Raw genomic sequence first — 25,251 nt, 5'->3', positions numbered from 1 at the left:
AAAGTGCCCAGCGGTTTTGGGATAGCGACATGGATGAAGCAAGATTCAAAGCGCGTCGCATCGATCTCTTCAGACGCGACGCACTTTTAGCAAGCGACGATCGGAGAAGACTGTTGAAGCCGGACGAAATCAGAAAGCTGGACGCCTATTTCAAGCGCACCTTCCAGAACCCAAAACTCGAAGTGAAGGCGCGGCCGCGCAAGGAAGATTCGGCCGAGGTCTATGTCGGCGACGAGTTCCTCGGCATCGTCTTCAAGGACGAGGACGACGGGGACTATAATTTCTCGATGGCGATCCTCGACATCGATCTGGCCTGAGCCGGAGATTTAGCTGGCCGCTACGCCTCAAGCGCAGCGGCGGTACGGAACCTTGCAAGACGCCGGCGGGACAGCGCCTCCCTCTGGCCTGCCGGCCATCTCCCCCACTTGGGCCCACTTGGGGGGAGATTGGCAGCCTCGGCGCTGCGCTCTTCCTGCAACATTGGCGAAAGCCAAGATGACGGCCGATCTCCCCGCTCGTGGGGGAGATGTCCGGCAGGACAGAGAGGGGCGCGAAGGATCGCTACGGAACGGCTCGTTTCGTTGCTTACCGCCCGGTCTTCAGCACACGCGCTGCCTCGCCCAAAATCGCTGCATCGAGCGTCTGCCAGTCGCCCAGGAATTCCCGGGGGAAGCGGTAGGTGAGGCTGAGATTGTCGCCGACCAGGATGTCGCGCTCGCAGGGCGCCAGCGATTCGTCCGCGCTCGGGCCGCTCAGGCAGCGTGCGACGAACGGATCCTTGCCGGGGCGGTCGGCCACCGCCAGCACTTCGTTGAGATAGCCCGATTTTTCGCTGAAGGCGTAAAGCCTCGCGCCGCCAGGCCCGGGCGTACCCGGCTTGGCAATCAGCGCGCTGTAGATCGGCGCAAAGCGGCCGCTCATGTCGCGCGACATCATCTGCGGCTCGAACGACAGGAAGACGATGTCCTTGCTGGGTCCGGTGTGGTTGAAGTCGTTGCGGGCAGCCTCGCTGTAGCCGTCCATCTCGGGATAGCGCAGATAGAGGTCGAGCCGCGAGGCGATGCCGTCGCGCCGGGCCTGGGCAAAGCGGATGACATTGGCCGGCACGGCGATGATGTTGTTGCCGATGACGACCTTGTGGACCGTGGTGTCGTCGGTGTACCCGGCCATGGCGATCGAGCGGCCGAACCATCTGCCGCCAAGGCTGATCGCCATCGAAAGCAGCGCCAGCGTTGCGAATGCATAAAACACCCGCTTCATCAGCGTCGAATCGACGACACTGAGTTGCTGGCCCTGTGTGGCGGCTGCCTGCTTCATCGCGACCCTCGTTTGCCGTCCCGTCGGGTGTACCTGAACGGCACATCTCGGCGCGGCACGGCTCTTGCTTCGCAGCTTTTGCAGGCGACTGTGCGATTTCATGGTAAACGGAGAGTAAAGATGGGGCCGGTCGAACAAATCATATTCAGTTTTATGGCTGGGCTGACGGCTTGCGGCCTGGCCGGATCGGCGATGGAGCTGATCGCCGGCCGTAGGCTGGCCTTCGTCCAGCCCTATGTGTCGTCGAAGCACATGCTGCGCTCGCTCGCGGCGACGGCTTGCGCCGGGCCGCTGATGTTCGCCAACGAGGCGCTGGACGCCTGGCGCGAGCGTCGCATCTCGGTGCTGGGGCTGATCTCCTGCGGCTGTACGGCGACCATCTGGGCGCTGGCGCTGGGCATGGTGGTGATCGCCATTGCGTCCTGGGCGGCTTCGCTTCTAGGGTCTGGCAGCTTGTCGGTGTGAGACGATCTGGAGACAGCAATGCCGATCTACGCGATTGACGGAAAAGCGCCCGCCTTCGAGGACGCCGACAGCAACTGGATCGCGCCGGATGCCACGCTGATCGGCAATATCAGGATTGGCCGCAATGCCGGCTTCTGGTTCGGCGTCGTTATCCGTGGCGACGACGAGCCGATCGTCATCGGCGCCGACACAAACGTGCAGGAGCACACAATCATGCACACCGACGCCGGCTTTCCGCTGACCGTCGGCCAAGGCTGCACGATCGGCCATCGCGCCTTGCTGCATGGCTGCACGATCGGCGACAACAGCCTGATCGGCATGGGCGCTATCGTGCTGAACGGCGCGAAGATCGGCAACAACTCGCTGCTCGGCGCCGGTGCGCTGGTCACCGAAGGCAAGCAATTCCCCGACAATTCGCTGATCGTCGGCTCGCCCGCGCGCGTCGTCAGGACGCTCGACGAAGCCGCAATCGCCAGGCTGCGCGCCTCGGCCGCGCATTATGTGGCCAATGGCAGGCGATTCAGGGCTGGGCTGAAGAAGGTCTAGCCGATCCAGAAATGGTGGAGCCGGCCTTGGGATACCGAAAGCATAGCGCCTTCCAAGTCAAACCGGCTGCGCGGTCGGCCGGAACAAGATCTCGTTGATATCGACGTCGTCGGGCTCGTTGATCGCGAAGGCGACCGTGCGGGCAAACGTATCTGGCCCCACGGCGATCTTGCTCACGAAGTCCCTGGTGTCCTGCTGGATATCCTTCTCGCTGATGTGCTCAAGCAACTCTGTGGTGACAGCGCCCGGCGAGATCACCGTGGTGCGGATGTTGTAGGGTTTCACCTCTTTCCGCAGACCCTCGGACAGCGCACGCACGGCGAACTTGGTGGCGCAATAGACCGCCGCACCCGGGTCGACCACATGGCCGTATACGGACGAGACATTGATAATGTGGCCCGATCGCTGTTCCTTCATGTACGGAAGTGCGGCCGCGATGCCGTAAAGGACGCCCTTGATGTTGACGTCGATCATCCGGTCCCATTCGTCAATCTTGAGCCGTTCGAGCGGGGCCAACGGCATGAGGCCCGCATTGTTCAGCATCACGTCGATACGGCCGAATTCCCGGACCGCCGTGTTCACCAGATGCTGGACCTGGTCGCTGTCGGTGACGTCCGTGGTGACGGCCTTGGCATTGTGCCCAGCGGCGGTCAGTTCCTGGACAAGGGCGTCGATGCGGTGTGACCGGCGTGCACCCAGGACCACGGAAGCGCCTCGCGCGGCAAGATGGCGTGCCGTCGCTTCACCGAGGCCGCTGCTGGCACCGGTGATGACGACGACCTTGTTCTCGATTCCTTCGGACATGAGATTCTCCTGGACAAGAATTGAAAGAGTTCAGGTGCGGGGGCCGGCCGAGGCGGCGAGCAAGGCCGAACCCGTGAGCAGGACGGCGGCGAGAAGGAAGGCGCTCCACCAGCCGGCCGCGTCGAACAGCAGGCCTCCCGCGATAGCGCCGCCCGCGATCGCGAACTGGATCAGGGCGACCTGGAGTCCGCCCCCAGCCTCCAGGTCTTCAGGGATGAGCGTGGTCATCCAGGTGTTCCACGCCACCGGGATCGGAGTCGCGAACAGTCCCCAAAGAACCAGCAGGCCGGCCGTGGCGCGTGAAAACGGTCCAAACGCAATCAGCAGTAGAGCGAAGACCGCGAGGGCACTCGGCAGCCCGATCAGCACGGCTGTGAGGTGCCGCCGGAGTATGAGGCCGATGATCGACAGTCCCGCCAGGCCGCCGAGGCCGACGCCCAACAGAGCCATTGAGAGGGTGTTGACCTCGAGGCCCGTCACGTTTTCCAGAAACGGCCGCAGGTAGATCGAGAGCGCGTTCTGCCCGATGAACGCGAGCCCGGTTGCGCCCATGCCGATGGCGAATCTGCGATTCCGCAGCAGGCGGAACATGCTCGACACCGAGGCGGCCTCCATCGGTGGCATCTTCGGGAGAACGGCCAACTGCCACACGAGCGCCGCAAGGCCGATGGGGACAGTGACGAAAAAGGTTCCCCGCCATCCGATCAGCGATCCGAGGAAGCTGCCGACGGGCGCGGCGATCACCAATGCGAACGCAGTGCCACCCTGGAGCAAGGCAATGGCCTTGGGCAGGTCGGGTCCCGCGGCCAGGCGGGCCAGAATGGCCGTCGACAGTGACCAGAAACCGCCGATCGCGACGCCGACCAGCGCCCGCCCGGCCAGGAAGACCAGGAAGTTGGGAGCAAGCGCCACCGCCAGGCTCGATGCGGCCAGCACTGCCGTATGGAGCAGAACCACCGTCCGTCGATCGACGTTTCGCAACAGCGAGTTGCCGAAGAGGCTGGTGACCACGGCGAAGAATCCGGATACCGCGATTGCCTGGCCTGCCTGACCCTCGGAGACGGCCAGATCCTGAGCGATCGGGGTGAGCAGGCTCACCGGCAGGAACTCCAGTCCGACCAGAAGGAAGGTCAGCAGCGACAGGCAGACCACTGCAGACCATGGGGTCGTGTTGTCAGCAGCGGCGGCCTCGCCCAGCGCGAGTTCAATGGTCATAAGGCAGTCTCCTGTCCGTTCCCGAACTAAGTAGTCGGGCTGGCCAAATGCGACTAGCGGGTATAATTTTGATGTGGTTGTGAATGAGGCTCATCAATGCCACGCGACGAGTTCGCCGAAATGCGCGCGTTTCTGGAGATCACCCGGATGCGGAGCTTCACCCGAGCAGCCGCCAAGCTCGGCGTCACTCCTTCGGCCCTTAGCCACACCATCAAGTCGCTGGAGTCGCGGCTTGGCGTCCGTCTTCTGTCTCGCACCACGCGCGACGTGGCCCCGACGGCGGCCGGTCAACGCCTCAAGGAAGGCATCGAACCGCATTTCGAAGGCATCGCGGCTGAGGTCAGCGCTCTCGGCGTCCTGCGCGACAGGCCGTCCGGCAACATTCGCCTGGTGTGCACCGACGATTCGGTCGACATTGTCTTCCGCGCCCGGCTGCCAAAGTTCCTGAGCGACTTCCCCGATATCAATGTTGAGCTGGTGGTTGATAACGCCTTCACCAACATCGTCGAGCGCCAGTTCGACGCCGGTGTTCGGCTGGGCGAGTCCATTGCCCGGGACATGGTAGCCGTGCGCATCGGAGCCGACGTGACCTACACTGTCGTCGGCTCACCCCGTTACTTCGCCCACCGGACACCGCCGCAGACGCCGCAGGAGCTGACCGACCATAACTGCATCAACTACCGGCTGCCGACGTCAGGATCGGTCTATGCATGGGAATTGCGGGAAGGAGCGCGCGAGTTCAGTGCTCGGGTCGAGGGGCAACTGACGCTTAACAACATGGGGCCGGCGATCCAGGCCGCGCTTGACGGAGTGGGCTTGGCCTATCTACCGCGCGAACTCGTCCTGCCACACATTGAGAGTGGCCTTCTTCAGGAAGTCCTGACCAAATGGTGCCCGACGTTCCAGGGTTACCACCTGTACTATCCAAGCCGACGCCATCCATCTCCGGCGTTTTCCGCCTTTGTCGAGGCGTTCCGTATCAGGGGCAAGTAACAGCGTTTCGACGGCAAACGGCAGCCCGTATCCCACAAACGATCGTGAGACAGCTTGGATGACGAAGCGCAGTTGGAGGCAAAACCGAGATAACTGTATCGAGATGTTGTTCCGCCGGAAATGGTGGAGCCGGCCCGGGGACGGGGCCGGCTCCTAAACCCGGTCGTTGGGGACGGGGAGGGTGGGGACTCGACCGGGTTTCTCCTAAAGCGCGAAGTCATGCGACGCACTTAACCTCTGTTTTATGCATGTCGTTATCCCAAAACCGCTACGCGCTTTTGGGCGACATGCCTTGGCGTCCTCAACGGACGCTGGCGACCGCGTCGGAGCGGCCGTCGTTGATCGTCACCCAGGCGCCGGAATTCCGCTCGGACTGGCGCTTCAGGTAGGTGTAGCCGGTATTGGTCCAGGACAGCACCTTGGGTTGGAGATTGTCGAGGATGAACTCGCCAAGACTGGTGCGCACGGTCAGCACAGCATGGCCGTCGCCGTTGCGCTGGCGCACGACCGTCATCAGCAGATCGCCGGCCGGCACGCCGATGCTCATCAGCTCGCGGCGCTTTTCCAGCGCATAGTCCTCGCAGTCGCCGAAGCCGTTATTGGGAAAGGACCAGACTTCCTCCTTGCCCCACATTTCCATGTCGGTGCGCGGCGCGACCTTGCTGTTGACCGAATTGTTGATCTTGACGATCGTCGCCCACAGCTTTCGGGTGAGCTCGACGGGTGCCCGGTCAAGCGTCCTCTGATTGCATTCCCGCGGAAACTGCTGGCACAATTCGTAGTGACCGACCGGCTGTGTGGTGCGGCCGCCGGTGTGCATGAAGGCCGGCTCCGCCGCGTTTGCAGTCCCCCAGCCGAAAAGCTGCATCGCTATTGCCGCCAGCAACAGCTTGCCCCTCATCCTGTTCATTATTCAGTCTCCCCGTTTGAGGAGACAATGACACGGCTGGATTTATTTGACGCAAAAGCGCGAAGTAGACATTAAGTAAAACAGCAATAGAATAAACATAAAATTTGATGCAATTGAGTATAGAATTGTTTATGGATTCTAGCCGGGTGCGTTCCTTTGTTTCGTGGCACCGTTCGAACAGCTAGGATGGCGGGACGGAGGGCGCGAAGGATCGCCAGCCTCTCTTCCCGATGGCGCTAGCGCTTCCGCGTCAGCCGCGCGGTGAACTGAATTCGGTATCGAGCGTTTCCGGCCGCTGGATGACGGCGAATTCGATGGCGATGCCATCTTCGAAATGGCGCACCACCTGGCCGCGCATGGTGCCCAGCGTCACCTGGACGCCGATGGCCGGCTTGACGTCGATCTCGATCGCCGCGCCCGACAGCGACAGGTCGATGATGCGGCACTGGTACTGGCGTCCGTCGGCAAGCTGCAGCACGCTCGTCGGGTTACGCGGCGCGACGCGTTCATGGCGACGGTCTTCCGGCAGGTCGAGCTCGTGCTTGTTGGCAAGCCAGGTCAGTTGCGCGGCGAGCTTGTCCCTCTTGCGCTCCGACGCGATGACGGTCATCGCAAAGCCATCCTGCAAAGTGCGGGTAATGACGCCCTCGATGCGTCCGATATGATCGATATAGGCAATGACCTTTTCGCCAGCCAGGCCGGCGCGCTCGGTGCGCAGCGAAACGTTGCCGGGCGACATGTCGACTACCTGGCAGGGATGTTCGGTGCGGTCTTCCAGCATGAAGCGTCCGTAAATTTTCACGCGGACGCGCTGAAAGTTACGCCTTTCAGCTTGGGACGGCGCATGGTCGACCGCCGCTGACCTCATCACTGCCATACCCCGTTTGGCATTCCGCGCATGGATGCGGGGAATTTCAGCGAAAAACTACAACAAAGCAGGTTAACAAAGGGGAAAGCCCGGCGCTGTTGCTTTAAGCTTTGGGCATCATTGCTCGCGTCCGCCGTCGAAGACGACCAGATGACGGATGCGGCGGGCCTGGCCGAGCGCCGAAATCGTCTCGGGCGGGTCGAATTCCGACGGGGCGAGCGAGGGAACCTCTATCGCCGGCCGGTTCTTCAGGAACATCGGCTCCTTGTCGGGATCGACGACACGGATCGAATCGATCAACGCGTCGAAAACCGGGTCGGCGCCCAGCCAGAAGGGCTTTTCGACGGCGCTTATCACGCCGAGGCAGCGCGGGCTCTCGACCCCGCCGTCGAGCGGCAGCGCGAGCAGCTCAAACCTGTTGGACCGACCATTGCGACTGAAACCCTCATAGGTAATGAGGGCTGCCGATTTCAGGTCGAAGACGCCGTCGGTCAGCTTCGAGATCAGCCGCTGGTCCTTTTCGCGCCACAGCGAAGGGAATGAAAACCCCTTGAGTTCGCGGCCATAGACTGCGCAAAGCCTGGTGCCGGCCAGCCGGAACACCGCTTCGCCGCGCGTGTCCTTTTCCAGGATGAACGTGTCGGCCAGCAGCGACTTGATGTCGGCCGGTTCGACTTCCGAGCGCTTCGGGGCAGGGCGTCCGTCACGCAACCGGTTCCAATAATGGAACAGCGTGATCGATCCGGTCTGGTTCATGCTAATGCTGCTCCGCGCATTCTGTCTTCTGATGTCCCATCGGTGAACAGAAGGGCGCCCTCCGAAGACCTACATGCGTTGCGGAGCAGGATGCGTGCCAGCATCGTTAATACTTGTTCACGGGTCGGGGCGGTTAAGGTTAACAACTGGTTTACGTTGCGCGCCTGCCAGCCCTGTGGCACACCAAAACCACTCCAGAAGCGGTCGTTTTGCGACGATCGGCAGCACTTCAGTCAAGAGTTCAGGGGGAGCAAGGGGGCTCGACCAGCCGTTCAAGGGAAACCTTGGACGGCTTCTTTTTTGATTCGGGCCTGCCGATTCGCCGTTTGTGATTCGGTTGGCCGTGATCTACATGCTCGCGAAGTCCAATCCAGCGACTGAGTGCAAGCCATATGAGTGACCCAGAAAGCCCACCGGAGATCGAGCAGGACCAGGGTGGGCCTGTCGCCCGCGAACCGGAGCAGCGCCGCGAGCCGGTGTTCAACCTACCGCCCGTGGTGCTGGCGGTGATCGGCATCTGCGTCGCGGTCCATCTGATCCGGGTCTATTGGCTGACCGACGACCAGGACTTCGAACTGCTTGTCCGGGCTGCCTTCGTGCCGATCCGCTATTCCGGCCGCTTCGACCTGGATTTCTTTGCGTTTTCAAGCCCTTTTACCTATGCCTTCCTGCATGGCGGCTTTGCCCATCTTGCCATCAATATGGTGTGGCTCGCGGCCTTCGGCTCACCGTTGGCCAACCGCTTCGGCGCCCTGCGCTTCAGCCTGTTCTTCGCCGCCACCGGACTGGCGGCGGTGGCGCTTTTCTGGGCCATGCACCCGCTTGGCGAGGCACCGCTGGTCGGCGCCTCCGGCGCGATTTCCGGCATGATGGGCGCGGCGGCGCGCTACGGCTTCCGCATCGACCGCTCGTCGGGCAGGGCCGCCTTCGCTGGCCGGCCTTTGCCGATGGCGGCGGTCCTGCGCTCGCGTGGCGTCGTCACCTTTCTCGCCATGTGGATGGTGATCAACCTGGCGACCGGCCTCTTCGGCCTGGCGCCCGGCATTGACGGCCAGATCGCTTGGGAAGCCCATATTGGCGGCTTTCTTGCCGGCTTCTTCGGCCTGCGGTTTTTTGATCGGCGAGAGCAGGTGCCCCGGCAGACGGAGGAGCCGGAGAGCTGAGACCTCCGCACTTGAAAAGCAACCGATCGCGGCGCACCATGTTCATCCTAGGGAAAGCCGGCCAGGGCAGGAGCCGGCAGGAAATGCAGAGGAGGACGCCATGACTGTTAAGGCAATTCTCGAGGCAAAAGGCCACGATGTGGTGACGCTCGGGCCGAACGAAAAGCTCAGCGAAGCCATCCGCATGCTTTCCGAACACAGGATCGGCGCGCTGGTCATCACCAACGGCGATCACAAGATCGTCGGCATTCTTTCCGAGCGCGATGTGGTGCGGGTTCTCGCCAAGGAGGGGGCCGCGGCGCTCGACCTTGCCATCCGCTCGGCGATGACGCCCAAGGTGAAGATCTGCAATGAGAACCACACCGTCAACGAGGTGATGGAGATCATGACCAAGGGTCGCTTCCGCCATCTGCCGGTGGAAAAGAACGGGCTGCTCGACGGCATCGTGTCGATCGGCGATGTGGTCAAGCGGCGCATCGAGGATGTCGAGCGCGAGGCCGAGGAGATCAGGGCCTATATCGCCACGGCATGAGGCGGCGGCGGCCAGGTTGCCGGCCATTTGAATTTTTCAAGCTGTTATAGCCGTCCATCGCGGCAACTGCGGGCCTGTGCCGCGTCGGCGCCTGCGGCTTGGCGCTTGTCTCGCGAAGCGGTTTGCACTAGCGAAGTTGCACACCAAAATATGCGTTCCGCATATCCACAATTCCAATATGCAGGCCCTTATGAGCATCATCGATACCCGCACGCCCGACGCCAAGCGCCTGGTTCCCGGCGCCACCGGCGACTGGGAGATCATCATCGGCCTCGAGGTCCACGCGCAGGTGACCTCGCAGGCAAAGCTGTTTTCCGGCGCCTCGACCACTTTCGGCGCCGCGCCCAACGCCAATGTCAGCCTGGTCGATGCGGCGATGCCTGGCATGCTGCCGGTGATCAACGAGGAATGCGTCAAGCAGGCGATCCGTACCGGTCTGGGCCTGAAGGCCGAGATCAACCACAAATCGGTCTTCGACAGGAAAAACTATTTCTATCCCGACCTGCCGCAGGGCTACCAGATCTCGCAGTTCAAGCAACCGATCGTCGGCGAGGGCAAGGTGATCGTCTCCGTCGGCCCCGACCGGCAGGGCGAGTTCGAGGATATCGAGGTCGGCATCGAGCGCCTGCACCTGGAGCAGGATGCCGGCAAGTCGATGCACGACCAGCATGCGACGATGTCCTATGTCGATCTCAACCGCTCCGGCGTGGCGCTGATGGAGATCGTTTCGAAGCCCGATATGCGCTCCGCCGATGAAGCCAAGGCCTATGTCACCAAGCTGCGCACCATCGTGCGCTACCTCGGCACGTGCGACGGCAATATGGACGAAGGCTCGCTGCGCGCCGACGTCAACGTCTCGGTACGCCGGCCCGGCGGTGAATTCGGCACGCGCTGCGAGATCAAGAACGTCAACTCGATCCGCTTCATCGGCCAGGCCATCGACTCCGAGGCGCGCCGCCAGATCGCCATCCTGGAGGACGGCGGCAAGATCGACCAGGAAACGCGGCTGTTCGATCCCAATAAGGGCGAAACGCGCTCGATGCGTTCCAAGGAAGAAGCGCACGACTATCGCTATTTCCCGGATCCAGACCTTCTGCCGCTGGAATTCGACCAGGCCTATGTCGATGCGCTGGCAAAGGACCTGCCTGAACTTCCGGACGCCAAGAAGGCACGGCTGATCTCCTCGCTCGGCCTGTCGACCTACGACGCCTCGATCCTGGTATCGGAAAAGGCGGTCGCCGACTATTTCGAGAAGGTGGCCGCTGGTCGCGATGGCAAGCTTGCCGCCAACTGGGTCATCAACGATTTGCTGGGTGCGTTGAACAGAGCCGGCAAGAGCATTGAAAATGCTCCGGTTTCGCCCGATCAGCTCGGCGCAGTCATCGATCTGATCAAGGAGGGCACCATCTCCGGCAAGATCGCCAAGGATCTGTTCGAGATCGTCTGGAACGAGGGCGGCGATCCGCGTCAGCTGGTCGAAAGCCGCGGCATGAAGCAGGTCACCGATACCGGGGCTATCGAAACGGCGGTGGACGAGGTGATCGCAGCCAACCCGGACAAGGTCGAACAGGCGCGCGCCAAGCCAACCATGGCCGGCTGGTTCGTCGGCCAGGTGATGAAGGCGACCGGCGGCAAGGCCAACCCGCAGGTGGTCAACGAGCTGGTCAAGGCCAAGCTCGGGATCGAATAGGATGTTCGTCCGCACCGCCGGCGAGCGCGATCTTGCGGCGGTGCGCGCATTGCTGGTCGAGACATGGCACGCCACCTATGACGCCATCTACGGCGCGGCGCGGGTCACCGAAATCACCGACGAATGGCATTCGGTCGCCGCGCTCAAAGCGCGGTTGACACGACCGAACTCGGAATTCCTGGTCGCCGACGACGGCAAAAGCATCGGCGGCATGGCTTTCGCGGCCGCCACGACGGATGCCGGGGTCGTCATGCTGAACCAGCTCTACGTCCATCCGGCCTGGCAGAGGCAAGGCATCGGCCAGGCCCTGCTGGACGAGATCGAGGCCAGCTTTCCGGAGGCCCGAACGCTGCGCGTCGAGGTCGAGGAAGCAAATGCTCCGGCCGTTGCCTTTTACCGCTCGAGAGGGTTCACGCCCGCCGGCAACACGGCCGATTGCGGCGGCGCCTCGGGATTGCCGGCGCTGGTTTTGGAGAAGGCGATCGGCTAGCGCGTTCGCCTGGCGCTCAGTTGCGTTTCACGGGCAGGTTGGAGCAGCCGGCGGCGAGAAACTCGCACGGCAGGCTGCCGCCGCCGCCCGACGTGTGCGGGGGCGTAGCGGCTTCGATCTTTTCGACCTCGTAATATTTCGAGGTGACGCCCCATTTTTTAACGCCCTGGCACGTCGAGCGCACGCCAACCTCCGTCGCCTTTGCCGCCGTCTTGTAATAGGTGGTGATCCGGCAGGATTGGCTGACCGGCAGCGCGTTCGCCGGGATCGTGACCGGCGGCAGGAAGTTCGGGAAGGCAAGCAGCGAGATTGCCGCAATGATCCGGACGGCGGGCATGGTGTGGGGAAAGTGCAGCATCGTGCGTCTCCATCGATGGCGCCGCTCGCTCGTGGCGCAGCGGCGGGTTTGTTCCCGCAAGATCAGGCCATGAAGCCAGCGCTGCCGCATCTGCCGCGCGGGGGATGGCGGCAGCGGTCTGAACCGCCGCCGCCATCCGCGAGCGGCCGCGTCAGGGCGTTTTCGGCTTGATGAGCGTCTTTATCGGAACGGCGACTTTTGGGGGCCGGACCGTACTGGTTCCACCATCGACGGCCAGCTCGCCGCTGTTGAGATAGCGCACCGTATAGTGCAGCTCATAGGCGGGAACTCTTATCCATGTAGGCTTGGGATTGAACTGGTCCGGAGGCCTCGAATACCACTTCGGGATCTGCATGATCTTGGAACCGGCACCGAATCCCGCAGTCTTGGCCGCTACTGCGAAGGCGCTGTCTCTGGGATCGTTCGGCGGCTGGTCGACATTGCCGATGACCACCAGCGAATCGTATTTTCGCGCGTCGAGCCGTACTGCGGGAAGGTTCAGCGCAGCCGCGTCGCCTTCGCGCATCGTCAGCGCCCTCTGAAGGCCGTCCTCATTGGCGTAGACGTTGAGGTTTATAGCCTCGGATTCCGCATAGACCACATTGTTGTGGAAGTCGCGGGCTGGCAGGCGTGTGAGGCTGTCGAAGGTGACTTCAACCGTCGGCTTGGCTATGGCGTCCGTCACCACCAGGTTGCGCCGCGGCACCGTCCAGAAGATGAGATCATCGCCGGTAGCCTGCGTGCCGGCATCGGAGCCGTCTATTGCCGAGCATTTCGAATTTGGAACCGGCGTCGTCACCGGTAGGGGTGCCGAAAACGAGTTGCGTACCTGCGCGTCGATGTAATTGCCGACGTTGAAAACGTCCTCGAGGATGTTGCCGCCCTCGAAGCTCGCCGGGCCGGGTTGCGAGCGGATGATGACCTGGCTGGAATCGGTCTGCCAGCCGCTGCAGAAGACGTTGACGTCGATGGGAATGCCGATGTGGCGGTCGGAGGTCACCGGGATCGAGACTTTGATGGTCAGGATGTAAGGAACTTTGACAAACCAACTGTTCGGCTGGTTCAGCATCTGCGTCGCAAAGCGCGACGGCCGCCATTGCTTCAGCGATTCGATCGATGCGCGCGACGATCGTCCCTGGGCGGCCAACTGTGCGTTGGTGGCGTCGACCTTGGCCTGCGCCAGGTTGCGGACGGTGTTGGTGATCAGGAACACGCCGAGTTCGGCTTTGCAGGGCCTGTTCGATTGTGTGGCGTTGCATGGGGCAAGTGCCGCACTGGGAACCGGCGGCCCTGAAGGCGGCGGCTGGGCGGCCGCGGTGGCCGCCATCAGGCAGAAGAACAGCATCATGCAGGTTTTCAACATGGTATCCTCGCTCTGTCGTTGGAAACCACCCTCCGGCTAGACAGCAGCACTTCTTCGATGGCGGTTCATCGCCCGCACGGGGGATGAACCGCGAAACGTCGGGCCGGCCCAGCGACGTCGAGCCGCCGTCCTTTCGGATCGGACATCTACTGCTTCACGACGCCTTTGGTTGTCGCCTTCGGCGCGACGACCTTGGGCTTGGGGGTTTTCGGGCCGGGGTCGACTACCAATGCAGCCGTGCAGGAGCACTTGCCCGAACCGCAGTTCAGGTCGCCCTTGCACATTTTGGAGTGCCGCATATCGGTGCAGTCGGCGGTCCCGGAGCAGGAGCAACTGCCTTGCCCGATCGTTCCGGACTGACATTTGAAGCTCCATGCCGGATCGGCGGCAAGGCCGGCCACAGCGAGCGATAAGGCAAAAAGCGTCGTCGAGATGAGCTTGCGCATGAATACCTCCCGGTTCTATCGAGCGATGGAACCACGAAGCAGCAACGCCTTCATCTCCCGCGCGGGGGACGAACTCGCATACCGGTGACGATCGTCAATGCTGTCCCTTCAGCACGACGAGATAGCCGCGTTCGACGCGAAGCCGGAACGCGATTTGCCCTGCAGTGCCGGGATCCTTGGAAACCTTGTCGATGACATAGCCGCTGGGATGCGAGCCAAGCCATTCTTCCGGTTTGTCGGTGCTTTCGAACGGCCTTTGCAACCCGGCCAGGAAGCCGACTTCGCCTTGATAGTCGAAAGCCACGGCCCAGTCCGCATCCTTTCGCTCGTCGATGAAGTTGGCGAGCGGCGTCAGGTCATAGCGTTTGAACGCGGTTGCCGATGCCACCGCGTGGCCGATGCCGAAAATGACAAGCATGACGACGGCCGAGCTTTTCAGCCTGGCGAGCGGGATCTCCGCCATGAAATAGCCGAACAGGATGGTCACGAACGGCAACATCGGCACGACATAGTGAGGCTGCTTGCCGGATATCGCGCTGAACGCCAGCAACACGGCAACGAACGAGAACGACAGCAGGCGCAAGGCGCGCAGATCCGGCGACTTCGTCTCGATCAGGCTGCGTATCCGCGTGCGCAGCTTCAACCGCCAGACCTCGGGCATGAAGATCCACGGTATGAACATGACCGGCAGCAGCAGCAGATAGAAATAGAACGGCCGGCCGTGCGAATTGCGCAAATTGCCGGTGACACGCCCCGCCGATTGGTTCCAGACCAGATCATAGACGAAACTGCCCTTTGTCAGGATCGTCGCCGGCACCAGCCAGATCGCCACCGGAATCAGCGCGGCAAGCACCGCCAGGCCCACTCCAGCGAGGAAGTTCGGTGTCGTCAGTCCCGCCCGTCGGTCGCGCCAGAACGGGTAGAACAGGATGGGCGCGCCGATATGGATCAGCACCACTGGGCCTTTCGTCAGCACGCCCATGCCGATAAACAGCCCGGCCAGAACGGCCTGCCAGCGATTGCCGCTCCGGGCAAAGGCAATCAACGACAACAGCGCGGCGAGCACAAACACCGTCAGCAACAGGTCGAATAGGATCAGCGTCGAATAGATGACGAACACGCAGCTTCCGGCAACCAGCCAGGGGATGCGCCGTGCTATGTCGTCGCGGCCCGGAAACAGGGTCTTTGCCAAAGCCGTCGTCAGCCAGATGACGAGCGAGGAGGCGGCGAAGATGACCAGCATCGCGGCCGGCCGGCTGGCGCCGAAAATCTTCCAGACAAGGTCGATAAGCCAAAACAGCAGAGGCGGCTTCTGCAGATAGGGCGCGAAATTCATCGTCGGGACGAAGATCTGTCCGCTCAGATACATTTCCCAGGTGACGCTGAGATATCGCGTTTCGTCGACGGGCAGCAGAGGCCGGAAAGCGACTGCGATTACGATCAGCCCAAGCAAAAAGAGGTAGGGGAGCAGCCGCTCTGTAGATGTCGGTGTCAAAGATTGAGATCCGCGCCAGAAACCATTTTCTTTCCAGCCGAGCAGAGTGCCGCGTTTCTGGACCGCGAACGACCGCACCACGATTTTGGCCGAATTGCAACGATGCCGGGTTTCGTTTCCCAGATTTTGCCGACGATGGTGTCAAAGGTTTGAAAAACTTACCGACCGAGTCCTTTGGACCACCGCCGGTTCGAGAATCTGCGCAAATCAACTGGAGCGCAACGGCGGTGACAATTCGCGCATCAAGAGTTCGAGCTCGCGCTGATCGCCGGTGCCGGTCTTGTCGAAGATCGTCGCCAACTGCGACTTGACGGTGCCGTCCGAGACGCCGCCGGCCGCGGCGATTTCCTTTCGCGTCAGGCCGGCGGCAACGTGACCGGCGACTCGCCTTTCTGCCGCGGTCAGTCCGAACAGCGCCGCAATGGCGTCCAGCGCCGGGGTCGGTGTCGAACCGGCCGCGGCGATGAAGATCGCTGCGGCGGCGCGCTGCGAGATGCGCGCCGAGATTTCACGCCGCGCCAGCGGCATAACATGGGCCACCGCCGGAACGGCCGTCTTGGCCAGGGGAATGTTGATGCCGCAAGGTCCGAGTGCGAATTCGTCGCGCGTGCCGAGCTGGACGGCACGGCCGATCGCGGCGTTGGCGTTGGCATAGGTGAAGGACAGCTGTCCGCGCACGCAAGCGACCGAAATGTTTTCGGCGAGCAGCGCTTCGGCTGACGGGTTGGCGAAGATGATGGTCATGTCTTCGGCGACGATCAGTACCGGATGGTCGAGGCTTTCGATGATGGAGCGGAAGATTTCGGCCTTGCGCCGCTCGGCCTCGAACAGGTCGCCGATGGTCACTGCGCGCCGCACATGCGGCGCCAGCAGGCAGACAAGCTCGAGATCCTCGCGGGAAATCTGGCGTCTGTCCTTGTCGGTCACCACCATTAGCGTACCGATCCGGGTCGGCCGCTTCATCAACGCCACCCAGAAGAAATCGTCCAGCCGGTTGGGTTGTACCCATTCGCGCACGATGCGGCTTTCGAGCCATCTCTGTCGTGTATCCGGGCCTTGCAGGGCGTAGATCGAATCGACGGTGAAGGGCACGTCGATCTCCATCTTGGGAACCGCCGCATAGAACGGTACTTGCGAGCCGTAGTCATGCTTCAACGGCTCAAGAACTGCGGGATCGCCGCAGGACACCGAAAACCGCGCAGAGCTGCTGATCGTGTCGATGACGGCGAGCATGGCAAGCCGGCCTTCCGCCAGATTGCAGATGGCCTCGAGTGTCGCCTGCCAGCGGTCGACGTCGGCAATCGAATCGTAGATCGCCTCAACGACCTGCGGCAATGCGCGACCGGCCGTGCCCGCCAGCGATGACATAAACCCCTCTCATTTGCCGTCCTAGGCAACGAAGCATCAACTGTTAGAATAACGCTGCGTAAGGTTGCCAACAACTTATTTCATCTGCTTCGGACGGCCGCGAAAATAGCATGAACGTATCGCTTTTCCGTCAGCCATTTGCTCGCCGGTTGCGGCAAGACCCTTGCCTTCGCAATGCCGTGACGCCATAAGCAGGTACAGGCGCCGCAGCCGCCGCGAGGACTTGCCACAAGGACTTGCCACGAGGATTTGGATGAAGACTTTCCTTCTGCAGTTTTTCACCTGGTGGAACAGCCAGACATTGGGAACGCGCTTTCACACCTGGCGGCATGGCAAGAAGGTCGGGCAGGACGAGGTCGGCAACGTCTACTATGAGGGCGGCGTCGATTCGGAAGGCCGCACCCGCCGCTGGGTCATCTACCGCGACTATTCGGAAGCCTCGGCGATTCCGCCCGGCTGGCATGGCTGGATCCATCACCGTGTAGACGTTCCGCCGCCAAGCGAAGACTACAAGCCACGCGACTGGCAAAAGCCGCATGTGCCGAACCTCACCGGCAGCCCCGCAGCCTATCGGCCGAAGGGGTCGGTGCTGACCAACCGGCATCGTCCGCAGGTGACGGGCGACTACGACGCCTGGACGCCCGGTTCGTGATCGATCGCCGCGACAGCCCGCGGTCCCCCACGGAGGCGGTCCCCACGCGGGCGGTCCTTTGTCGCCACAATTACTGTTTAGCTGTTTGCTGATCCGACAGCAGCAACTAGCCTTGGCGTTAAGAGAATCACCCGGGCGCAAATCACCGGACCTTGCATGAGCATGTTCAGCCGAATTTTGACGGGCGGATTAACCGCGGTCGTTCTCGCTTCCATGGTGGCGCTTGCCGCTGCGCAGGAATTGGCGCCGCCTGCGCCGGACGCGTCGGTAGCGCCTGCAGCACCGGCAGTATCCGAACGCCTCACCAATCCCGTCGCTGAATTCGCCGGCATCGACAAGATCACCGGCCGGATCATCACCTTCGATGTCTATATCGACGAGACGGTGCAGTTCGGCGCTTTGCAGGTGACGCCGCGCATCTGCTATTCGCGGCCCGAAAACGAAGAGCCGAAGACGGATTCGTTCGTCGAGGTCGACGAGATCACGCTCGACCGGAAGATACGCCGTATCTTCACCGGCTGGATGTTTGCCGAAAGCCCCGGGATCAACGCCGTCGAGCATGCCGTCTATGATATCTGGCTGAAGGGCTGCAAGCAGAAGTCCGACGTGCCGGCACCCGCCGCCCCCAAAACCAACTAGAATCTGTCAGCGCGCGGCGGATACCGCGCCCCGCGGAACCGCCGCGTTGCCCGAGCGTTGGTGCCTCTCTACGGAGGAGGTTGCCATGATGATGGCCAACAAGAACGAACTTCTCGACATCGAAAGGGGATTCTGGAGCGGCGACGCCGACTACTTCAAGGCCAATGCCGATACCGAATGCCTGGTGGCCTTCCCGCAGATGGCGCGGGTGATGAGCAATTCCGATCTGGCCGAAACCGCCACGGACCGGAACCGCTGGCGCGATCTCGACATCGACCTCAAGGGCATCATCGAGCCGGGCAGCGACATCGTCATGCTGACCTACGAGGCGCGTGCGACCCGGCAAAATGGCGAAGCCTATGCGGCGCTGGTCAGCACTGGCTATGTCCACCGCGTCAATGGCTGGAAGATGATGTTCCACGCACAGACGCCGCTGTGACGGCAGCAAAAAGCTGACTGGCCGCTAGAGCAATTCCACGAAAAGTGAACGGTTTCCGTCCGGAATTCTGTGAAAAACGATGAACCATTCTCCAGGTTATGGAAAAAACACCGCCTCGCCCTTCAGCGCCTCGGCCAGCATCTTCTCGTACTTGCCGCGCGGCACGTCGATTGCGCCGAAGCGTTTGAGATGCTCGGTGGTGAACTGCGTGTCGAGCAGTGCAAAGCCGCGCGCCTTCAGGCGTTCGACGAGGTGAACCAGGCAGGCCTTTGACGCGTCGGTCTCCCTAGCGAACATGCTCTCGCCGAAAAACACGCGGCCGAGCGATACGCCGTAGAGCCCGCCGACCAACCGGTCGTCGTGCCAGGCCTCGACCGAATGGCAATGGCCCATCCGATGCAGCTCGATATAGGCTTCGCGGATCGGCGCGTTGATCCAGGTCGACCGACGTTCCTCGCGCCTTTCGGCGCAGGCCTCGATCGTCGCCTCGAAGTCGAAATCGATACGGAACTCGAACAGGTTCTTGCGGATCGTCTTTCTCAGGCTTTTCGGTATGTGGAACCCGTCGAGCGGAATGATGCCGCGCGTCTCGGGCCGCACCCAGAATACTTCGGGGTCATTGGCGCTTTCGGCCATCGGGAAGACGCCGGAGGCATAGGCTTTGAGCAAAAGGTCGGTCGGGATGCGATAACCGGGTGCGTAGGGACGGGTCATCGCTTCGCCCCTGTATCACTCGCCTTCGGCCAGGTATTTTTCAAGCCAGTGGATATCGTAGTCGCCATTGGCGATGTCGGCGTTGCCAACGAGGTCGCGAAACAGCGGCAGCGTCGTTTTGATGCCGTCGACGACGAATTCGTCGAGCGCGCGCCGCAGCCGCATCATGCATTCGACGCGGTTGCGGCCGTGCACGATCAGCTTGCCGATCAGGCTGTCGTAGTAGGGCGGGATCTTGTAGCCCGAATAGACGCCGGAATCGACGCGGATACCGAGGCCGCCCGGCGTGTGAAAGTGGGTGATGGTGCCCGGCGAGGGGGTGAAGGTGCGCGGATCCTCGGCGTTGATGCGGCATTCGATGGCATGGCCGTGGAAGCGGATATCCTCTTGGCGCACCGAAAGCCCGCCGCCCGAGGCGACGCGGATCTGCTCGTGCACGAGATCGATGCCGGTGATCGCCTCGGTCACCGGATGTTCGACCTGCAGGCGCGTGTTCATCTCGATGAAATAGAACTCGCCGTCCTCATAGAGGAATTCGATGGTGCCGGCGCCGGAATAGCCGAGATCGGCGATCGCCCTGGCGCAGACGCCGCCAATATGCGCGCGCTCCTCGGCATTGAGCGCCGGCGAGGGCGCTTCTTCCCAGACCTTCTGGTGGCGGCGCTGCAGCGAGCAGTCGCGCTCGCCGAAATGCACGCCGCGCCCGGCGCCATCGCCGAACACCTGCACTTCGATATGGCGCGGCTTCTGCAGATATTTCTCGATGTAGACGGCGTCGTCGCCGAAGGCCGCACCCGCCTCCGAGCGTGCCGTCTGCAGCGCCACCTCGAGGTCGGCCTCGCTATGCGCCACTTTCATGCCGCGCCCGCCGCCGCCAGCCGACGCCTTGATGATCACGGGGTAGCCGATCGCGGCGGCAATGCGCTTGGCTTCCTTGTCCTCGGTGACCGCGCCGTCGGAGCCGGGCACCACGGGGATGCCGAGGCGCTTTGCCGTGCGCTTGGCCTCGATCTTGTCACCCATAATGCGGATATGGTCGCCGGTCGGGCCGATGAAGGTGATGTTGTGCGCGGCGAGGATGTCGGCGAACTTGGCGTTCTCCGACAGAAAACCGTAGCCGGGATGCACTGCGTCGGCGCCGGTGATCTCGCAGGCGGCGACGATCTGGTGGATGTTGAGATAGCTGTCGCGCGACGGCGGCGGGCCGATGCAGACGCTCTCGTCGGCGAGACGCACATGCATGGCGTCGGCGTCGGCGGTCGAATGCACCACCACCGTCTGGATGCCGAGCTCCTTGCAGGCGCGCAGCACCCTGAGGGCGATTTCGCCGCGATTGGCGATGAGGATTTTCTGGAACATCTTTCGCCTGTTCCCGGCTCTACTCGATCACGACAAGCGGCATGCCATATTCGACCGGCTGCGCATCTTCGAACAGGATCGCCGTCACCGTGCCGGCGCGCGGCGAGGGGATCTGGTTCATCGTCTTCATCGCCTCGATGATCAGCAGCGTCTGGCCTTCCTTGACCTTCTGTCCGACCTCGATGAATGCCTTGGCGTCGGGCGACGGCGCCAGATAGGCTGTGCCGACCATCGGGGAGGCGACGGCGTTCTTCGACACATCGGGCGCCGCCGGCACGGCGGCTGCCGCGGGCTGCGCGGCTGCCGGCGCGTGGGCCGGCTGCGCTGCGGCGACGGCATGGACGGCCGGCGCCTGCCGCGAGACGCGCACCTTCAGATCGCCCAGCTCGACCTCGATCTCGGTCAGGTTGGTGTCGTTCAGTATGCCCGCCAGATCGCGGATCAGCTGCTGGTCAACACCGTTCTTCTTTATCGACATTTTCGAGCCTTCTGTTTGTTGGCCGGTCATAGGCGTGCAGCCAGCGCCTGCAGCGCCAGCGTGTAGCCGAGCGGCCCGAACCCGCAGATCATGCCGACGGCGACCGGCGCGACCATGGAGACGTGGCGGAATGGTTCCCGCGCGTGGATGTTGGAGAGATGCACCTCAGCCACCGGCAGCGGCGCGACGGCGCGGATGGCATCATGAATGGCGATCGAGGTATGGCCGTAGGCGCCCGGATTGATGACGATTGCGGCGGCCTTGTCGGCGGCCTCCTGGATCCAGTCGACGAGGTCGCCCTCATGGTTCGACTGGCGGAAATCGATCTCCAGCCCAAGTGCGGCACCTGCCTGCTTGCAGTCGTCGGCGATCGCGGCAAGCGTCTTGCCGCCATAGATACCCGGCTCGCGCTTGCCGAGCGCGTTGAGATTGGGGCCGTTCAGGACGAAAACCGTTTTCAAAAAATGCCGACCTTTCCCGGCGCGGCTAAGCCGGCGCGCCGGACCCTCTATAATGGGCATAGACGCTGGCGAAAAGAGCGCAAGTGCGTTCTTTCGCCGTCCACAACAGCCGGAAAACGGCCCGCGCCGGAAACCCGCAGCCCTAATCGAAACCCGAACGCTAATCAGAGCGCCGCCTTCGCCGCCTCGATCTTTTCGGCCAGCACTTCCTGGCCAAGCGCGCCGAACACAACCTCGTTGCCGACCACGTAGGACGGCGTTCCGGTGATTGCGAGCTTGGTGGCGAGATCATAGGTCTTGGAGAAGGCCTCGGTGATGCTCGGGTCCTTCATCTTTTCGCGTAGCGCCGTCTCGTCGGCGCCGAGCGACAGCGCCACCTTGATTGCCGCCGCCTCGGTGGCGCGTCCTTGGCCGCCGAGCAGCGCGTTGTGGAATTCGCCGTATTTCTCCGGCTTCAGCAAGTGGAAGGCCATCGAGACGACGCTCGCCTTCTGCGAATCCGGGCCGAGGATCGGGAATTCCTTCAGCACGAAGCGCAGGTCCGGATCGGCCTTGGTCAGCGCGCGCATGTCGTCGATGGCGCGTTTGCAGTAGCCGCAATTATAATCATAGAATTCGACGATGGTGACCTTGCCGTTGGGATTGCCGACAACGCCGTCAAAGGAGGAATTGAAGATCTGGTCCTTGGCGTCTTTGATGACGCCGAGACTGGCGACGCGCTGTTCTTCCTTCTGCTTGGCCTCGAGTGCCTGCTGTGCCTCCAGAAGCACTTCCGGGTTCTTCAGGAGATAGTCGCGGACGATGCCTTCGACTTCGGTGCGGTCGAGCTTGGTACCCGAGGACGCCGTCTGGGCAAGCTGCGCCGTGCCGGCCTTCGCCATCTGCGGATTGCCGGCGACGAAGCCGAACGCCAGCATGGCGAGAGCCGCTGCCACTCCGGCAGTGCCCAGCAGAATTGCCTTGGTCATGATCCTCGATCCTCTTGCCCGTGTTCCGGTCCGCTCGCTTTGGCTGTGTCGCAGCCTGCGTCCGAAAGGTTCACTTCTTCTTACCTGATGGTGCGTAGTTTATAATGTCCTGCGCGCGAAGCCAGCCCGGCTCGCCCCGCTTCATACTCTGCTGCGCCCGCATGGCGAAGATCTTCGCATTCTTGTAGTCGCCGGAATAGAAATGCCCTTCGGCGGTTGCAAGCTCGGCGGCCGGGATGTTGCCGAGTTCCCCGTAAGCCTGTGCCAGATAGCGGTATCCGTCGGCGTTTTCGCGATCCCGTCCGAGGCCGGTGTTGATCTGCGCCACCGCCTTCTTCAGCGAATCCTCCGTGCCGATGGCCATCAGCGCCTGGCCGTAAGAGACCGGCAGCAGCCCGGATCGCGCCGGATCGAGGCTGACCGCCTTGGCATAGGCGTCGGCAGCATCCTTCGGCCGGTTCGCCTTCATCAGGATGTCGCCGCGTAATTCCTGGAAATACGGGTTTTTCGGCTGTTCCTTGATCAACGCGTTGGTCTTGGTGAGCGCCGAAGCAAGATTGCCGAAAAGATAGGTCATCTGCGCGTCGCCATAGCGCGAGGCGATGCTGCCGGGGTTCTTGCGCATCAATCGTGACGCCGCCGCCTGGCCTTGCATGTAGGCGGCGATCTTGATGCGCATCATATCATGGCGCTGCTGCAGTGCCGGCGGGTCGACCTTGTCGACGTAAGGGCTCTGCTTCACCAGCACTTCGAGATTGGCGATACGCTCCTGCGGCATCGGATGGCTGATGCGATAGGGATCGACTTGCGCGCCCGAGAGCGACAATGCGTTCTGGAAACGGCCGAACGTCTTCAGCATGCCCATGCCGGACTGGCCGGTTGCATTCAGATAAGCGATTGCCGAACGGTCGGCGGTCATCTCTTCGGTGCGCTGATAGGCTAGGATACTGCGTTGCGCCATCTCGCCGCCGCCGGCCATCACGCCCATGCCGGCCCCAGCGAGGCCGCGGCTGTTGCTGGTGGCGCCGGCAACCATGGCGCCGGCGCCAAGCAGCGTCGCCAGTATCGCCATCGTCTTGGCACGCTCGAGCTGCTCGCGCAGTTTCTGCTGATGCCCGCCGGCGATATGGCCGGCCTCGTGGGCGATGACGCCGATGATCTCGTTGGGCGTTTCGGCCGTCATCAGCGCGCCGGTGTTGATGAACATGCGGCGGCCGGCAACAAAGGCGTTGAAGCTCTGGTCGTTGACCAGCACGATGTTGATGGCGTCGCCCGACAAGCCGGCCGCCTTGAAGATCGGCCGCGCGTAGTCGCGTACCAGCGCCTCGATCTCGGCATCGCGCACCACCGGCACATTCTGCGCAAACGCATCGACCGAGCCGGCCATGGCGACCACCACGGCAAGCGCAAGCGTCGCGAAGGCGCGCGCTGTCCTGGCGATCGTCGATTTGGGTCGGCTCAACATGGCAGGTCCACTGGTAGACGAGTGGGCGAAGGATGAAAAGTCGGCAGCCTAAACTTACCGAACTTGTGATCCCCACACCAATCGGGCATTTGTGCGGCGCGGCCAGCATGGCCGGCACGCGCGGACAAGTGTGGTGGATTGAAAAATGGTTGTTTCGCTTTCGCGCCGCGGCGCGGTCGAACCGTTCCACGCCATGGACATCCTGGCCGAGGCGAATCGGCTGAAAGCCAAGGGCCTGCCAGTCGTATCCATGGCCGTCGGCCAGCCTTCCGATCCGGCGCCAGCCGGGGTTCGCGAAGCGGCGGCCAATGCCTTGAAAGCAGGCCGCATCGGCTATACCGACGCGCTGGGCCTCGCCGGTCTGCGCAAGGCGATCGCGGCGCACTATGGCGAGCATTACGGGCTTGACGTTTCGCCCGAGCGGATAGCCGTCACCACCGGATCGTCGGCTGCCTTCAACCTTGCTTTTCTGGCGATGTTCGATCCAGGCGATCGCGTCGCCATCGCCGCCCCCGGCTATCCGGCCTATCGCAACATCATGGCCGCGCTCGGCATCGACATCGCCGAGATCGAGTTGGACGGCGCCGCCTATCTCCATGCCGAGCACCTGCAAGCCGCGCATCGCGAAAAACCTCTGAAGGGCGTGCTGTTCGCCAGCCCGGCCAACCCGACCGGCGCGGTCATTCCCGCCGGCGATCTCGAGGCGCTGGTCAAGACGGCGCAAGAGCTCGGCATCGCCGTAATCTCGGACGAAATCTATCACCGGCTGGCCTATGCGGCGCCCGACACGACCGCGCTTTCTTTCGGCGCGGATGTGACGGTGATCAATTCCTTCTCGAAATATTATTGCATGACCGGCTGGCGCATCGGCTGGATGGTGCTGCCGCAGGAGCTGGTGCGGCCGGTCGAGCGCATCGCCCAGAGCCTCTATATCTCGCCGCCCGAGCTGTCCCAGATTGCCGCGATCGAGGCGTTCAAGGCGACGCCAGAGCTGGAAGCGGTGAAGGCGCGCTATGCCTGGAACCGCGAGCTCCTGATGCAACGCCTGCCGGAGCTCGGCTTTGCTTTGGCCGCGCCCATGGACGGCGCGTTCTACGCCTTCTGCGACGTCACCAGGCACACCAATGACAGCATGGCGTTTGCGCGCCGGATGCTGGCCGAGGCGCATGTGGCAGCGACGCCCGGCCGCGATTTCGATCCGCTGCAGGGCCATCGCACGATGCGCTTTTCCTACGCCGGTAGCCACGACGACATGGTCGAGGCGATGGCGCGCATCGAACGCTGGCTGAAGTAGCGG

29 protein-coding genes are annotated in these 25,251 nt (G+C 62.6%); 12 read left to right on the top strand and 17 right to left on the bottom strand.

The window, feature by feature from the left end:
* Nucleotides 1–113 precede the first annotated feature (113 nt).
* A complete protein-coding gene (locus NKH17_RS11755; RefSeq protein WP_023674799.1) occupies nt 114–317 on the top strand; it encodes a DUF3126 family protein in 204 nt (67 codons plus the stop codon).
* Nucleotides 318–585: 268 nt separating this feature from the next.
* Here NKH17_RS11755 and NKH17_RS11750 read toward each other — a convergent pair whose 3' ends face one another.
* Nucleotides 586–1,317, bottom strand: coding sequence for a hypothetical protein (locus NKH17_RS11750; protein ID WP_352896725.1), 732 nt, complete (start codon nt 1,315–1,317; stop codon nt 586–588).
* A 120-nt stretch (nt 1,318–1,437) separates the two neighbouring features.
* On the opposite strand from NKH17_RS11750, the gene NKH17_RS11745 reads away from it, so the two are divergent.
* Both NKH17_RS11745 and NKH17_RS11740 read left to right on the top strand, forming a co-directional pair.
* Nucleotides 1,438–1,782: a DUF6949 family protein gene (locus NKH17_RS11745; RefSeq protein WP_254817711.1), complete on the top strand. Its 345-nt coding sequence runs from the start codon at nt 1,438–1,440 to the stop codon at nt 1,780–1,782.
* A gap of 18 nt (nt 1,783–1,800) precedes the next feature.
* Nucleotides 1,801–2,328, top strand: a complete 528-nt coding sequence (locus tag NKH17_RS11740) for a gamma carbonic anhydrase family protein (RefSeq protein ID WP_352896727.1) — start codon at nt 1,801–1,803, stop codon at nt 2,326–2,328.
* A gap of 57 nt (nt 2,329–2,385) precedes the next feature.
* On the opposite strand, the gene NKH17_RS11735 is transcribed toward NKH17_RS11740, so the two are convergent.
* Both NKH17_RS11735 and NKH17_RS11730 read right to left on the bottom strand, forming a co-directional pair.
* Complete coding sequence (locus NKH17_RS11735) at nt 2,386–3,132, bottom strand: SDR family oxidoreductase (RefSeq protein ID WP_352705072.1); 747 nt, start codon at nt 3,130–3,132, stop codon at nt 2,386–2,388.
* Between the two features lie 30 nt (nt 3,133–3,162).
* Complete coding sequence (locus NKH17_RS11730; RefSeq protein WP_352896729.1) at nt 3,163–4,347, bottom strand: MFS transporter; 1,185 nt, start codon at nt 4,345–4,347, stop codon at nt 3,163–3,165.
* Between the two features lie 96 nt (nt 4,348–4,443).
* Between NKH17_RS11730 and NKH17_RS11725 the strand changes: the two genes are divergently transcribed.
* Nucleotides 4,444–5,340 (top strand): LysR family transcriptional regulator, encoded by an 897-nt coding sequence (locus NKH17_RS11725; protein ID WP_352896731.1) that lies wholly within the window; start codon nt 4,444–4,446, stop codon nt 5,338–5,340.
* Nucleotides 5,341–5,641: 301 nt separating this feature from the next.
* On the opposite strand, the gene NKH17_RS11720 is transcribed toward NKH17_RS11725, so the two are convergent.
* The 3 genes from NKH17_RS11720 to NKH17_RS11710 form a co-directional block, all read right to left on the bottom strand.
* A complete protein-coding gene (locus tag NKH17_RS11720; protein ID WP_352477512.1) occupies nt 5,642–6,241 on the bottom strand; it encodes a transglutaminase-like cysteine peptidase in 600 nt (199 codons plus the stop codon).
* Between the two features lie 259 nt (nt 6,242–6,500).
* Nucleotides 6,501–7,118, bottom strand: coding sequence for a PilZ domain-containing protein (locus NKH17_RS11715; RefSeq protein ID WP_254817716.1), 618 nt, complete (start codon nt 7,116–7,118; stop codon nt 6,501–6,503).
* Nucleotides 7,119–7,235: 117 nt separating this feature from the next.
* A complete protein-coding gene (locus tag NKH17_RS11710) occupies nt 7,236–7,874 on the bottom strand; it encodes a PAS domain-containing protein (protein ID WP_352896733.1) in 639 nt (212 codons plus the stop codon).
* 392 nt (nt 7,875–8,266) lie between these two features.
* Between NKH17_RS11710 and NKH17_RS11705 the strand changes: the two genes are divergently transcribed.
* From NKH17_RS11705 to NKH17_RS11690, 4 genes are all read left to right on the top strand, one after another.
* The gene (locus NKH17_RS11705) at nt 8,267–9,037 is read left to right on the top strand and encodes a rhomboid family intramembrane serine protease (protein ID WP_352896735.1); all 771 of its coding nucleotides are present in this window, start codon (nt 8,267–8,269) and stop codon (nt 9,035–9,037) included.
* Between the two features lie 100 nt (nt 9,038–9,137).
* Entirely contained in the window at nt 9,138–9,569 is a 432-nt protein-coding gene (locus NKH17_RS11700; protein WP_023717464.1) for a CBS domain-containing protein, read from the top strand.
* A gap of 190 nt (nt 9,570–9,759) precedes the next feature.
* A complete protein-coding gene (gatB, locus tag NKH17_RS11695) occupies nt 9,760–11,259 on the top strand; it encodes an Asp-tRNA(Asn)/Glu-tRNA(Gln) amidotransferase subunit GatB (RefSeq protein WP_352896737.1) in 1,500 nt (499 codons plus the stop codon).
* A gap of 1 nt (nt 11,260) precedes the next feature.
* Nucleotides 11,261–11,749: a GNAT family N-acetyltransferase gene (locus tag NKH17_RS11690; protein ID WP_352806089.1), complete on the top strand. Its 489-nt coding sequence runs from the start codon at nt 11,261–11,263 to the stop codon at nt 11,747–11,749.
* Between the two features lie 16 nt (nt 11,750–11,765).
* Here NKH17_RS11690 and NKH17_RS11685 read toward each other — a convergent pair whose 3' ends face one another.
* From NKH17_RS11685 to NKH17_RS11665, 5 genes are all read right to left on the bottom strand, one after another.
* Complete coding sequence (locus NKH17_RS11685) at nt 11,766–12,107, bottom strand: hypothetical protein (protein WP_254817087.1); 342 nt, start codon at nt 12,105–12,107, stop codon at nt 11,766–11,768.
* Between the two features lie 151 nt (nt 12,108–12,258).
* Nucleotides 12,259–13,470, bottom strand: a complete 1,212-nt coding sequence (locus NKH17_RS11680) for a hypothetical protein (protein WP_352896739.1) — start codon at nt 13,468–13,470, stop codon at nt 12,259–12,261.
* Between the two features lie 146 nt (nt 13,471–13,616).
* The gene (locus NKH17_RS11675; protein WP_352646745.1) at nt 13,617–13,916 is read right to left on the bottom strand and encodes a hypothetical protein; all 300 of its coding nucleotides are present in this window, start codon (nt 13,914–13,916) and stop codon (nt 13,617–13,619) included.
* Nucleotides 13,917–14,010: 94 nt separating this feature from the next.
* Nucleotides 14,011–15,411, bottom strand: coding sequence for an ArnT family glycosyltransferase (locus NKH17_RS11670; RefSeq protein WP_352806083.1), 1,401 nt, complete (start codon nt 15,409–15,411; stop codon nt 14,011–14,013).
* 207 nt (nt 15,412–15,618) lie between these two features.
* Nucleotides 15,619–16,779, bottom strand: coding sequence for a helix-turn-helix transcriptional regulator (locus NKH17_RS11665; protein ID WP_352739734.1), 1,161 nt, complete (start codon nt 16,777–16,779; stop codon nt 15,619–15,621).
* Nucleotides 16,780–17,032: 253 nt separating this feature from the next.
* Between NKH17_RS11665 and NKH17_RS11660 the strand changes: the two genes are divergently transcribed.
* The 3 genes from NKH17_RS11660 to NKH17_RS11650 all read left to right on the top strand — a co-directional run bounded on the left by NKH17_RS11660 (nt 17,033) and on the right by NKH17_RS11650 (nt 18,509).
* Nucleotides 17,033–17,431, top strand: coding sequence for an NADH:ubiquinone oxidoreductase subunit NDUFA12 (locus NKH17_RS11660; protein WP_254817092.1), 399 nt, complete (start codon nt 17,033–17,035; stop codon nt 17,429–17,431).
* A 156-nt stretch (nt 17,432–17,587) separates the two neighbouring features.
* A complete protein-coding gene (locus NKH17_RS11655; RefSeq protein WP_352739736.1) occupies nt 17,588–18,070 on the top strand; it encodes a DUF2155 domain-containing protein in 483 nt (160 codons plus the stop codon).
* 88 nt (nt 18,071–18,158) lie between these two features.
* On the top strand, nt 18,159–18,509 hold the full coding sequence (locus tag NKH17_RS11650; RefSeq protein ID WP_352806131.1) for a hypothetical protein: 351 nt from the start codon (nt 18,159–18,161) through the stop codon (nt 18,507–18,509).
* Between the two features lie 96 nt (nt 18,510–18,605).
* On the opposite strand, the gene aat is transcribed toward NKH17_RS11650, so the two are convergent.
* From aat to NKH17_RS11620, 6 genes are all read right to left on the bottom strand, one after another.
* Nucleotides 18,606–19,223, bottom strand: coding sequence for a leucyl/phenylalanyl-tRNA--protein transferase (gene aat / locus NKH17_RS11645; protein WP_292662502.1), 618 nt, complete (start codon nt 19,221–19,223; stop codon nt 18,606–18,608).
* A gap of 15 nt (nt 19,224–19,238) precedes the next feature.
* Nucleotides 19,239–20,582, bottom strand: coding sequence for an acetyl-CoA carboxylase biotin carboxylase subunit (gene accC, locus NKH17_RS11640; RefSeq protein WP_352477446.1), 1,344 nt, complete (start codon nt 20,580–20,582; stop codon nt 19,239–19,241).
* A 19-nt stretch (nt 20,583–20,601) separates the two neighbouring features.
* Nucleotides 20,602–21,060, bottom strand: coding sequence for an acetyl-CoA carboxylase biotin carboxyl carrier protein (gene accB, locus NKH17_RS11635; RefSeq protein WP_352477448.1), 459 nt, complete (start codon nt 21,058–21,060; stop codon nt 20,602–20,604).
* A 26-nt stretch (nt 21,061–21,086) separates the two neighbouring features.
* Entirely contained in the window at nt 21,087–21,521 is a 435-nt protein-coding gene (gene aroQ, locus NKH17_RS11630) for a type II 3-dehydroquinate dehydratase (protein WP_031211260.1), read from the bottom strand.
* A gap of 164 nt (nt 21,522–21,685) precedes the next feature.
* The gene (locus NKH17_RS11625; protein ID WP_352896743.1) at nt 21,686–22,489 is read right to left on the bottom strand and encodes a DsbA family protein; all 804 of its coding nucleotides are present in this window, start codon (nt 22,487–22,489) and stop codon (nt 21,686–21,688) included.
* A gap of 70 nt (nt 22,490–22,559) precedes the next feature.
* Nucleotides 22,560–23,954, bottom strand: a complete 1,395-nt coding sequence (locus tag NKH17_RS11620; RefSeq protein WP_352896745.1) for a M48 family metalloprotease — start codon at nt 23,952–23,954, stop codon at nt 22,560–22,562.
* Between the two features lie 145 nt (nt 23,955–24,099).
* Between NKH17_RS11620 and NKH17_RS11615 the strand changes: the two genes are divergently transcribed.
* Nucleotides 24,100–25,248 (top strand): pyridoxal phosphate-dependent aminotransferase, encoded by a 1,149-nt coding sequence (locus tag NKH17_RS11615; protein WP_352508565.1) that lies wholly within the window; start codon nt 24,100–24,102, stop codon nt 25,246–25,248.
* The last annotated feature ends 3 nt before the right edge of the window (nt 25,249–25,251 follow it).

This window comes from Mesorhizobium sp. M1334 (genome assembly GCF_040317995.1).
Taxonomy (GTDB): Bacteria; Pseudomonadota; Alphaproteobacteria; order Rhizobiales; family Rhizobiaceae; genus Mesorhizobium.
Note: the sequence above shows the minus strand (reverse complement) of the source record. Positions and strands in the feature narration are given on the sequence as shown.

Excerpts from the sequence above, each read along its gene's own strand:
- NKH17_RS11750 (WP_352896725.1), bottom strand. The coding sequence starts at position 1,317 with ATGAAGCAGGCAGCCGCCACACAGGGCCAGCAACTCAGTGTCGTCGAT.
- NKH17_RS11745 (WP_254817711.1), top strand. The coding sequence starts at position 1,438 with ATGGGGCCGGTCGAACAAATCATATTCAGTTTTATGGCTGGGCTGACG.
- NKH17_RS11740 (WP_352896727.1), top strand. The coding sequence starts at position 1,801 with ATGCCGATCTACGCGATTGACGGAAAAGCGCCCGCCTTCGAGGACGCC.
- NKH17_RS11735 (WP_352705072.1), bottom strand. The coding sequence starts at position 3,132 with ATGTCCGAAGGAATCGAGAACAAGGTCGTCGTCATCACCGGTGCCAGC.
- NKH17_RS11730 (WP_352896729.1), bottom strand. The coding sequence starts at position 4,347 with ATGACCATTGAACTCGCGCTGGGCGAGGCCGCCGCTGCTGACAACACG.
- NKH17_RS11725 (WP_352896731.1), top strand. The coding sequence starts at position 4,444 with ATGCCACGCGACGAGTTCGCCGAAATGCGCGCGTTTCTGGAGATCACC.
- NKH17_RS11720 (WP_352477512.1), bottom strand. The coding sequence starts at position 6,241 with ATGAGGGGCAAGCTGTTGCTGGCGGCAATAGCGATGCAGCTTTTCGGC.
- NKH17_RS11715 (WP_254817716.1), bottom strand. The coding sequence starts at position 7,118 with ATGAGGTCAGCGGCGGTCGACCATGCGCCGTCCCAAGCTGAAAGGCGT.
- NKH17_RS11710 (WP_352896733.1), bottom strand. The coding sequence starts at position 7,874 with ATGAACCAGACCGGATCGATCACGCTGTTCCATTATTGGAACCGGTTG.
- NKH17_RS11705 (WP_352896735.1), top strand. The coding sequence starts at position 8,267 with ATGAGTGACCCAGAAAGCCCACCGGAGATCGAGCAGGACCAGGGTGGG.
- NKH17_RS11700 (WP_023717464.1), top strand. The coding sequence starts at position 9,138 with ATGACTGTTAAGGCAATTCTCGAGGCAAAAGGCCACGATGTGGTGACG.
- gatB (WP_352896737.1), top strand. The coding sequence starts at position 9,760 with ATGAGCATCATCGATACCCGCACGCCCGACGCCAAGCGCCTGGTTCCC.
- NKH17_RS11690 (WP_352806089.1), top strand. The coding sequence starts at position 11,261 with ATGTTCGTCCGCACCGCCGGCGAGCGCGATCTTGCGGCGGTGCGCGCA.
- NKH17_RS11685 (WP_254817087.1), bottom strand. The coding sequence starts at position 12,107 with ATGCTGCACTTTCCCCACACCATGCCCGCCGTCCGGATCATTGCGGCA.
- NKH17_RS11680 (WP_352896739.1), bottom strand. The coding sequence starts at position 13,470 with ATGTTGAAAACCTGCATGATGCTGTTCTTCTGCCTGATGGCGGCCACC.
- NKH17_RS11675 (WP_352646745.1), bottom strand. The coding sequence starts at position 13,916 with ATGCGCAAGCTCATCTCGACGACGCTTTTTGCCTTATCGCTCGCTGTG.
- NKH17_RS11665 (WP_352739734.1), bottom strand. The coding sequence starts at position 16,779 with ATGTCATCGCTGGCGGGCACGGCCGGTCGCGCATTGCCGCAGGTCGTT.
- NKH17_RS11660 (WP_254817092.1), top strand. The coding sequence starts at position 17,033 with ATGAAGACTTTCCTTCTGCAGTTTTTCACCTGGTGGAACAGCCAGACA.
- NKH17_RS11655 (WP_352739736.1), top strand. The coding sequence starts at position 17,588 with ATGAGCATGTTCAGCCGAATTTTGACGGGCGGATTAACCGCGGTCGTT.
- NKH17_RS11650 (WP_352806131.1), top strand. The coding sequence starts at position 18,159 with ATGATGGCCAACAAGAACGAACTTCTCGACATCGAAAGGGGATTCTGG.
- aat (WP_292662502.1), bottom strand. The coding sequence starts at position 19,223 with ATGACCCGTCCCTACGCACCCGGTTATCGCATCCCGACCGACCTTTTG.
- accC (WP_352477446.1), bottom strand. The coding sequence starts at position 20,582 with ATGTTCCAGAAAATCCTCATCGCCAATCGCGGCGAAATCGCCCTCAGG.
- accB (WP_352477448.1), bottom strand. The coding sequence starts at position 21,060 with ATGTCGATAAAGAAGAACGGTGTTGACCAGCAGCTGATCCGCGATCTG.
- NKH17_RS11625 (WP_352896743.1), bottom strand. The coding sequence starts at position 22,489 with ATGACCAAGGCAATTCTGCTGGGCACTGCCGGAGTGGCAGCGGCTCTC.
- NKH17_RS11620 (WP_352896745.1), bottom strand. The coding sequence starts at position 23,954 with ATGTTGAGCCGACCCAAATCGACGATCGCCAGGACAGCGCGCGCCTTC.
- NKH17_RS11615 (WP_352508565.1), top strand. The coding sequence starts at position 24,100 with ATGGTTGTTTCGCTTTCGCGCCGCGGCGCGGTCGAACCGTTCCACGCC.